Source organism: Amycolatopsis sp. NPDC104587 (assembly GCF_055583645.1).
Genome location: NZ_JBVJNO010000004.1, coordinates 344,758 through 353,727 on the forward strand (window position 1 = coordinate 344,758; position 8,970 = coordinate 353,727).

The 8,970-nt window shown below is 71.5% G+C and carries 9 protein-coding genes; 4 read left to right on the top strand and 5 right to left on the bottom strand.

Going from position 1 to position 8,970, the window contains the following annotated elements:
- The first annotated feature begins 2 nt into the window (after window positions 1-2).
- The gene (locus tag ACZ61C_RS13500; protein ID WP_465306287.1) at window positions 3-527 is read left to right on the top strand and encodes an RNA polymerase sigma factor; all 525 of its coding nucleotides are present in this window, start codon (window positions 3-5) and stop codon (window positions 525-527) included.
- The gene (locus tag ACZ61C_RS13505) at window positions 520-1,395 is read left to right on the top strand and encodes a VOC family protein (protein WP_465306289.1); all 876 of its coding nucleotides are present in this window, start codon (window positions 520-522) and stop codon (window positions 1,393-1,395) included. The genes ACZ61C_RS13500 and ACZ61C_RS13505 overlap by 8 nt, the downstream gene beginning before the upstream one ends.
- Here the strand turns inward: ACZ61C_RS13505 and ACZ61C_RS13510 are convergent.
- From ACZ61C_RS13510 to ACZ61C_RS13520, 3 genes are read right to left on the bottom strand one after another with little or no spacing between them, the layout of a single operon-like run.
- Window positions 1,392-3,158: a gamma-glutamyltransferase family protein gene (locus tag ACZ61C_RS13510; RefSeq protein ID WP_465306291.1), complete on the bottom strand. Its 1,767-nt coding sequence runs from the start codon at window positions 3,156-3,158 to the stop codon at window positions 1,392-1,394. The two genes, ACZ61C_RS13505 and ACZ61C_RS13510, sit on opposite strands and share 4 nt — an antisense overlap.
- A gap of 13 nt (window positions 3,159-3,171) precedes the next feature.
- Window positions 3,172-3,669, bottom strand: a complete 498-nt coding sequence (locus ACZ61C_RS13515; protein WP_465306293.1) for a VOC family protein — start codon at window positions 3,667-3,669, stop codon at window positions 3,172-3,174.
- A gap of 20 nt (window positions 3,670-3,689) precedes the next feature.
- Window positions 3,690-4,994, bottom strand: a complete 1,305-nt coding sequence (locus ACZ61C_RS13520) for a UDP-glucose dehydrogenase family protein (RefSeq protein ID WP_465306295.1) — start codon at window positions 4,992-4,994, stop codon at window positions 3,690-3,692.
- A gap of 183 nt (window positions 4,995-5,177) precedes the next feature.
- On the opposite strand from ACZ61C_RS13520, the gene ACZ61C_RS13525 reads away from it, so the two are divergent.
- Window positions 5,178-5,936, top strand: a complete 759-nt coding sequence (locus ACZ61C_RS13525) for an SDR family NAD(P)-dependent oxidoreductase (protein WP_465306297.1) — start codon at window positions 5,178-5,180, stop codon at window positions 5,934-5,936.
- 9 nt (window positions 5,937-5,945) lie between these two features.
- Here ACZ61C_RS13525 and ACZ61C_RS13530 read toward each other — a convergent pair whose 3' ends face one another.
- Window positions 5,946-6,626: a class I SAM-dependent methyltransferase gene (locus ACZ61C_RS13530; RefSeq protein WP_465306299.1), complete on the bottom strand. Its 681-nt coding sequence runs from the start codon at window positions 6,624-6,626 to the stop codon at window positions 5,946-5,948.
- Between the two features lie 21 nt (window positions 6,627-6,647).
- Window positions 6,648-8,288: a TM0106 family RecB-like putative nuclease gene (locus ACZ61C_RS13535; protein ID WP_465306301.1), complete on the bottom strand. Its 1,641-nt coding sequence runs from the start codon at window positions 8,286-8,288 to the stop codon at window positions 6,648-6,650.
- Window positions 8,289-8,379: 91 nt separating this feature from the next.
- Here ACZ61C_RS13535 and ACZ61C_RS13540 point away from each other — a divergent pair, with 91 nt between their 5' ends.
- The gene (locus ACZ61C_RS13540) at window positions 8,380-8,841 is read left to right on the top strand and encodes a DUF6474 family protein (protein ID WP_465307016.1); all 462 of its coding nucleotides are present in this window, start codon (window positions 8,380-8,382) and stop codon (window positions 8,839-8,841) included.
- Window positions 8,842-8,970 lie beyond the last annotated feature (129 nt).

An 8,970-nucleotide genomic window follows, 5' to 3' on the forward strand; every position in this document is an offset into this window, starting at 1 on the left:
GTGTGACGGAACCTCGGGTACGACCGGACCCGGCCTTCGCGCTGCTCGGGCTCTACGAGACCGCGCTGCCGGAGGTCTACGGGTACCTGCTGTCCCGGTGCGGTGACCGCACGCTCGCCGAGGAGCTCACGTCCGAGACGTTCCTCGGGGCGGTCGCCGCCTGTCGCAAGGAGTACGCACCTCCAGTGAGCACCGGGTGGCTGATCGGCGTCGCCCGGCACAAGCTCGCCGACCACTGGCGGCGCAAAGAACGTGAGGAACGCGGGCTGCGGCTGGTGCACGACAGCGAGCCGGCCGTCGAGGACCCGTGGGACGAGCAGCTCGACGCCCTGCGCGCGAGACAGGTGCTCAAATCGCTCGGGCCGCACCACCAGGCGGCGTTGACCCTGCGCTACGTCGACGGCCTCGGGGTGCCCGAGGTCGCCGGCCACCTGGGCCGCAGCGTGCACGCCACCGAGGCGTTGCTCGTGCGGGCCCGTGCCGCGTTCCGGCGTGCTTACGAAGAGAAGGAGGGTCGCGATGCCTGAGCCTTTCGACGCGCTTCGCCGCCCCTCCGCGCGGGTCGCGCCCGACCCGGACTTCGCCGCCGAACTGCGTGACAACCTGCGTCGCGCCATCTTGAACGGAGCCGATATGACCACCACTTCAGAGGCACCCGCCACTCAGCTGCGTTCCCTGACGCCCTACCTCGCCGTGTCCGACGCCCGGGCCGCGCTCGACTTCTACGTCGACGTCTTCGGCGCGACCCGCCGCGGCGACCCGATCGTCATGCCGGACGGCAAGGTCGGGCACGCCGAGCTGGCCATCGGCGACGCCGTCCTGATGCTCGCCGAGGAGCACCCGGAGATCGGGCACGTGGCACCCCGCGAAGGAGGTGCGTCGGTGCGGGTCGAGGTGCCGGACGCGGACGTCAGCGTCTCCCGGGCCCTGGAGCTGGGCGCGACGCTGATCCGCGCGGTGAGCGACTCGCCGTACGGCCGGGGCGGCTCGTTCCGCGACCCGTTCGGCCAGCGCTGGCTCGTCTCGCAGGCCGCACCCGCCGCCGCCGCTTCGCCGAAGCAGGGCGAGGCCATGTACTTCACGTTCCAGGTCCCGCAGGACGAGCCGGCGAAGACGTTCTACGGCGCGGTGCTCGGCTGGGAGTTCACCGCGGGCTCGCAGCCGACGGCCTGGAGCATCCAGGGCCACGGCCTGGAGGGCGGCCTCTGGGGCGGCCCGGACCGGCAGGTCGGCTGGAAGCTGATGTTCGCGGTGGACAACCTGGAAGCCGCCCTGACGCGGGTCCGCGAGCAGGGTGGCCAGGCAGGTGCAGTCGAGAACCACCCCTACGGCTTCACGGCCGACTGCACGGACAACCAGGGCATCGAGTTCTGGCTCTGGGAGCGGCCGAGCTAACGCCCGGCTGCGTAGCCCTGCATTCCCCGGGCGTTCGCCGCCGCGTGCAGGAGGCCGTCGGTGCGGGAAACCGCTGACAGGCGGCCCAGCGCCCAGTCTCCGGCGTCCACGAGCTGGTGGCCGCGGTCGCGCAGGGCGTCCAAAGTGGACGCTCCCAGCCGGGACTCCACCACCAGCTCCCGCGGGTTCCACGAGCGCGGGTAGAACGAGCTCGGGAACGCCGTTGTGTGCCACGCGGGTGCGTCGATCGACTCCTGGAGGTTCAGGCCGCCGTACACGTGGGCCAGCCAGAAACAAAGCTGCCACTGGTCCTGCTGGTCGCCGCCCGGAGTGCCGAACGCCAGCGTCGGGACTCCGTCGCGCAGGGCCAGGGACGGCGACAGCGTGATGCGCGGGCGCTTGCGCGGGGCCAGGGAGTTCGGCAGGCCCTGCTCCAGCCAGAACATCTGGCCGCGCGAATCCAGGCAGAAGCCCAGCGACGGGATCGTCGGGCTCGACTGCAGCCAGCCGCCCGACGGGGTCAGCGAAACCAGGTTGCCTGCCGCGTCGACGACGTCGAGGTGGACCGTGTCGCCGCGGGTCTGGCCCTGGGGGCCGATCGTCGGCTCGCCCGTCGCGCCGCCTTCGGCCCGCACGCCCTGCAGAGAATCCAGGATCGCCGGGAGCCGGGCCGGGCCACGAGCGTCCCCGGGGCGAAGCGCGGCAGACGCCGTATCGGTGATCAGCGCCCGCCGGGCATCCGTGTAAGAAGCAGAGAGCAGCACGTCCAGTGGCACCTCCGTGTCGCCGTACCACGCCTCGCGGTCCGCGAAGGCGAGCTTCGCCGCTTCAGTCGCCAAGTGGACCGTGCGCTCCGACGCCACGCCGTCCACAAAGGACAGCTCGTCGCGGAAGCCGTGCATCAGCAGCGCCTGCTGCAGCAGGGCCGGGCCCTGCGTCCAGCCGCCCATCTTGACCAGGCGCCAGTCGTCGACGTCCACGAACGCCGGGTCCTCGTACGACGCCGACCACGACGCCAGGTCGTCGCCGGTGAGCAGGCCCGCGTGGTCGCGGCCGGAGTCGTCGCGGAACGCGGTGCGGCTGAACTCCTCGATCGCTTCCGCGACAAAACCCTGTGACCAGGCCCGACGTCCCGCGTCGATCTGCGCCTCCCGGCCCGGGACGGACTCCGCCTCGCTCAGGAGCCGTTCCCAGGTGTCCGCCAAGGTCGGGTTCCGGTGCAGGCCCGACGCGGGTTTGCCGTCCGGCATCCAGAGTGCCGCCGACGTCGGCCAGTGCTCGGTGAACAGCCGCGAGACGGCGCTGATCGTGTCCCCCACCCGCGACACCAGCGGGACGCCGTTGCGCGCGTAGCCGATCGCGTACGACAGCACCGAGCGAAGCGACTTCGTGCCGTAGTCGCGAAGCAGCAGAAGCCAGCCGTCCCACGCGCCGGGGACGGTCGCCGGGAGCAGACCGCTGCCGGGGATCAGGTCGAGCCCGAGCGACGCGAAATGCGCGGCGGTGGCCCCCGCGGGCGACGGGCCTTGACCGGCCAGTGCCCGCGGGGTCGGGTCGTCCGCCGTCACGAAGAGGCCGGGCACCTGGCCCGCCGGGCCGCACAGGTGCGGCTCGGCGACCTGCAGGACGAACCCGGCCGCGACCGCCGCGTCGAACGCGTTGCCGCCGTCCTCCAGCACCGCCATCCCGGTGGCCGAGGCCAGCCAGTGCGTTGATGCCACCATCCCGAAGGTGCCGGCCAGCTCCGGCCTCGTCGTGAACATGCCCCGATGGTAACTACCAGGACGCCGGGCGACGCCGTTCCGGCTCGTACGGCTGCGTGATGACTTCGATCCCGTTGCCGCCGGGATCGAGGAAGTAGACGCCACGGCCGCCGTGGTTGTGGTTGATTTCGCCGACCTGCTTTCCCTGCGGATCGGCGTGGTAGGTCACGCCGGTTTCGACGAGCCGCGCAAAGACGGCGTCGAAGTCGTCTTCCGGGATCAGGAAGCAGTAGTGCTGCAGGCGCAGGTCACCTTCGGGGATGCTCGCGAAGTCCAGCCGGACGCCGTTGCGCGTCTCGACGGGAATGAACGGACCCCATTCTTCCCCGATTTCGAGGCCGAGCAGGTTCGCGAAGAATTCAGCGGATTCCCGGTTGTTCCGGGACGGGACGATCAGATGGTTCAGTTCAACGGAAACGGAAACTGACACGAGTGAGATGCCTCCGGGGCACTCCCGCCACCTCCATGCCTCACCCAGCCGGTGACCGACACGCGATGCCGTGCCGATCACCTTAGCCGGAGGAAGCCCCGTCAGGAAACCTTGATCCGCGCGGCCGCCCGCGGCCGCCCGACACCCTGCCAGGACAGCCCGGCGTCGACGACCGTGCGCGGGTCCAGCAGGTTCCGCGTGTCGACGACGTCGATGCCGTCCATCAGCTCGGCCATCGCGCGCCAGTCGAGGTGCTTGAACTCGGCCCACTCGGTCAGCACCACGACCACGTCCGCGTCCTTCGCGACCTGGTAGGCGTCGTCGACCACGGTCATCCCGTCGATCTCGCTGCCGACCGCCGGGTCGTAGGCGACCAGCTCGGCGCCGAGCGCGCACAGCACCGACGCGACGGCGAGCGCGGGCGAGTCGCGCAGGTCGTTGGTGCCCGCCTTGAAGGCGAGGCCCAGCACGCCGATCCGGGCACCGGCCAGCGTGCCGCCGACCGCGCCGGCGATCTTCGCGACGATCCGGTCGCGCTGGGCGATGTTCTCCTCGATGGCCGAGGTCAGCATCTTGAAGTCGTACTGCACCGACTCCGCGACCTTGACCAGCGCGCTCGTGTCCTTCGGCAGGCAGGAGCCGCCCCAGCCCGGACCCGGCTTGAGGAACGTCCGGCCGATCCGGCGGTCGTAGCCCATGCCCTCGGTGACGAGGTTGATGTCCGCGCCCAGCCGCTCGCACAGCTCGGCGATCGAGTTGACGTAGGACAGCTTCAGCGCGAGATAGCAGTTCGCGGCGTACTTCACGAGCTCCGCGCTCGCCGCGTCGGCGACGACGACCGGCGCGTCCAGCTCGGCGTACAGCTCGCCGACCCACTGCGCGGCGGCGTGGTCGTCGGAGCCGACGACGATCCGGTCCGGGCCCAGGAAGTCCGCGACCGCGGTGCCCTCGCGGAGGAACTCGGGGTTCGACACCACCGGGACGTCGGTGCGGCCCAGCATCTCCTGGATCCGCTTCGACGTGCCGACCGGCACGGTCGACTTGGTGACCAGGGCGCAGCCGGCGGTCAGGACGTCGCCGATCTCGGCGGCCACCGCCTCAACCGCGCGCAGGTCGGCGGAACCGCCCGCGCCCATCGGCGTCGGCACGCACAGGAAGACCGCCTGCGCGTCGCGGACCGCGTCCCGCGCGCCGACGACGAACTGCAGGCGTCCGGCCGCGATGCCGCGGGCGACCAGGTCGGCCAGCCCCGGTTCGAGGATGTCGACCCGGCCCGCGCTGAGCCGGGAAACCTTCGTTCGGTCGACGTCCACGCACGTGACGTAATGACCCAGACTGGCCAGGGAGGCCCCTGTGGTCAAGCCGACGTAACCGGTTCCTACCACCACGATCCGAGCTGGCGTCATGGTGCTGAAGGTGACAGCCGGAGTTGACCACCGCGCTAACGGAACCGGACACGGGTGAGTACTCCACGCGACACCGCGGCGGTGCGTTAACAGCAGTTTGCGGGCGGTGAGAGAGCACACAAATCAGCGGTGCGAACGAGCGTTAACCTGTGTCCGGAGCCCACGCGGGAGAGGAACGCACAGATGCAGATCACCGACACGGCCGCGCTCGTCACGGGGGGCGCGTCCGGCCTCGGCGGGGCGACGGCCAAGGCCCTCGCGGCCAAGGGCGCGAAGGTGTTCGCGCTGGACCTGGCGCCGTCGATCGAGCAGGCCGAGCAGGTCGAGGGCATCACCTACGTCGAAGCCGACGTGACCGACGTCGACCAGGTCGAGGCCGCCGTCGCGACCGCGGCGGGCTCGGGCGTGCCGCTGCGGACCGTGGTGAACTGCGCCGGCATCGGGCCGTCCGCGCGGATCCTGTCGAAGAAGGGCCGCCACGACCTCGCGCTGTACGCGAAGGTCGTCCAGATCAACCTGGTCGGCTCGTTCAACGTCCTGACGATCGCCGCCGAGGCCATCGCGAAGACCGAGCCGCTGGCCGACGACGCCCGTGGTGTCATCATCAACACCGCGTCGATCGCCGCCTACGACGGCCAGATCGGGCAGGTCGCGTACTCCTCGTCCAAGGGCGGGATCGTCGGGCTGACCCTGCCGGCCGCGCGCGACCTGGCCTCGCACGGCATCCGGGTGCTGACCATCGCGCCGGGCATCGTCGACACCCCGATGCTCGCGACGGTCAGCGACGAGTTCCGCGCGGCGCTCGCCGCCGGCATCCCGTTCCCGAAGCGCCTCGCGCGGCCGGACGAGTACGCGCAGCTCGCGCTGTCGCTCATCGACCACGACTACCTGAACGGCGAGGTCGTCCGCATGGACGGCTCGCTCCGGATGGCCCCGCGCTGACGGCCGCGGTCAGCGGGTCAGGCGGACCTCCAGGCCGACGCCGTCGGCGGTGACCGGGCAACCGCCGAAAGCGCTTTCGGCGGCCAGCTCCCGGAACTGCGCCGGCGTGAACGCGCGCCGCCGCAGCCAGCCGAGCGTCTGGCGGACCGTGAACCCGCTGACCGCGCCGACGTTCATCCCGTCGACCTCACGCCGGATGTCGGCGCCGGTGGCTTCGTGGTTCAGGTCGTGGATCACGGCGAACCCGCCCGGCCGCAGCAGCCGGTGCATCTCGTTCAGCGCCGCCACCGGCTGCCGGAAGTTCTTGAACGCGGCCTGACAGACCAGGAAGTCGAACGACTCGCCGTCGAACGGCGCGGTGGTCACGTCTCCCTGCCGGAAGGCGACGTCCACACCGGACTTGCGGGCTTCGTCGAGCGCGATCTCGACTATCGTGTGGCTGATGTCGAGCCCGGTGACGCGGAAGCCGAGCTTCGCCAGCTCGAGGGCGAAGAACCCGGGACCGGGCGCCACTTCGAGGATCTCGGCGCCGGCCTGCACCTCGGCGGCCTGCTTGCCGTACTGCTTGAGCTGGGCCTCGGTGCCGCGGTTCTTGGCGTACCAGCGTCGGCTGATCGTCTGGTCCGGGCCGAGCACGCCCAGCAACGACAGGCCCGCCTCGAACCGCGGGGTCTCCCGGTCGACAAACAAGTGTCTTAGTCGGCGAACTACTCAGAGATCGAACATGTACGGGACTTCGGTCTGCGCCCGGGCGTCGATCCACTCGCGCAGGGCACGGGTCGCGAGGACGTCGTCCTCGTTGTAGCGCAGCAGGCGCTCGCGCTGGCCGTCGTCCGGGATTTCGCCGTCCATGCCGACCGCGTCGCGGTACCAGCGCATCGACGCCTCGCCGCCCGCTTCGGGGTCGCGCCACGCGAACCCGGCCACCGGGGCGATCACCTTCAGGCCCTTGCCGTGGGAGCAGAGGAACTGGTCGGTGACACTGCGGAAGAGGTCGACCCACTCCTCGGAGTCCACAAAGGACTGAATGTCCTTCTTCGTGGGCACCCCGGGGTGGTCGCCGAAACGCTCGACGGAACCGAAGAGCCAGCGGTTCTCGGCGAGCGCGTTGTAGCAGTAGGCGCGGAAGGTCAGGCCCGCGGCCTCGGTGCGCTCGCGGACGTCCGTGAGCCACGCCCAGAACTCCGCGAACGACCGCGCCTCGTCGTCGGTGGGCAGCGGGTCCCACGTCGCGAAGGCGCGGTAGCCCGGCTCCAGCCCGATGTCGGCGCCGGACAGCAGGCAGCCCCAGAGGTACGCGCCCGCGTCGCCGAAGCTCTCCATGTCGACGTCGACCTCGACGTCGGCGCGCGGGACCTCGACCCGGTCGACGCGGCGGACCAGCGTCAGGTCGGCCAGCCAGGCGCGGGCGAGCACCACGGCGTCCGGGAACGTGACGCCCGTCCAGTTCACCGCCGGTGGCTCGCCCGCCGGGTCGAGCGCCGCCAGCTCGTCCACAGTGGACACGCCGGCGCGGCGCAGCTCCATCGCGTCCTCCCCGCGGACCACCAGGCTGACGTCGCGGGTTTCGGTGAGCAGCGCTTCGCACGTCGGCCACCACGGGCAGCGGCGGCACTCCAGCACACGCGACGGCTCGGCCAGCGGCTCCTCGCCGTTCGCGGCCGCGGTCGCGATGGCGAGCCGGTCGGCGAACCGGACCTGGTACTCGGTGAGCGCGCTGCGCCCGCCCGGCCAGGTGCCCGCCGTGAGGTCGTGCCAGACGACGACGTCGGCGTCGAGGCCGATCACGCCGCCGACGACGAGGCTTTCGTCGGCCTGCCCGAGCGTCTGCAGCATGCGGCGGATGTGCACCAGCCGCAGCTGGTCACGCGGCTGCGACCGGACCTTGCGGCCCTCGTCGGAGCCGCGGTTCGCCGGGTCGAGGTCGGTCGGCCCGGTGACGATCGCGCCGGTGCCGCGGTCGGTGATGCGGTGGCGCACGACGAGCACCGGGACGTACCCGCGGCCGGTGCGGACGAGCAGGTCGATGCCACCGCGCCGGTGCCCGGCCGGGTCGACCGGCAGCAGCGCGCCCCAGATGTAGGGCGCCTCGGCGGCAAAAGCGCGTTCGGTCTGCTCGACGCGCTCGTGGGCCGGGAGGTCACGGCCGATCTTCACCCAGGCGCCAGGGTTCGCGGCCATCAGCCGGGTGACGATGTCCTCGCGGTGCGCGGTGGCGTCGGCGATCCGCTGCTGCGCCGTGGGGTCCGGCGGGGACAGCGGCACCTCGCGCATCGTCGGGTCGTGCTCGAGGTGCACCCGTCGCCGGCAGCGGCTGACCGCTCCCGCGTCGAGTACCACCTCGCCCTTCATGGAGATCACTCTAGATTCCCCCGGCCGAGCCGACATGCCCGCCACCCTGGCGCACAGTAAGTTCGACCTCGACACGTCGCAGGAGGGTGCCATGGCGCGCAAGGCCAAGATCGAGGGTGAAGGCCGATTCACCCCCAAGAAGGCGAAGAACGCGGTCGCGGTGGCCAAGGTGCTCGGCCCGGCCGTGATCCCGGTCGTCGCGCCGTACGCGGTGCGCGCGGCGGGCGCCGCGCGGGAGATGTACGACCGCTACCAAGCACGCAAGCTCGGGGTCGCGGTCGACAAGCTGGGCGACTACACCGGGCGCGGAGCGGCGCTGCACGCACGGATCGCCGGCCTCGCCGAAGGCTGCCGTGACCTGCAGAAGTCCGACAAGGCGTCGAAGGCCGACCAGGACTTCGCGAAGGACTCGCTCGGGACGCTGGAGCAGCTGTCGGCGACGGTCCGCGCGGCCGAGCGCATGCCGGCGGCCCGGCGGAAGTCGGCCCACCGGGCGGTGGCCGGCGAGCTGGAACGGCTGGAGGGCCAGCTGCTGCACCGGCTGGGCATCTGACCACGAGCACTGGGGCCGCACTTTCCCGTGAAAGTGGGGGCCCGGTGGTGCAGGGTTCCCTCCCTCAGCCCCTCTTTCCCCCCCCATCGTGGGGGGCCCCTCCCCCGTCCCGGTCGTCGAAATCGACCC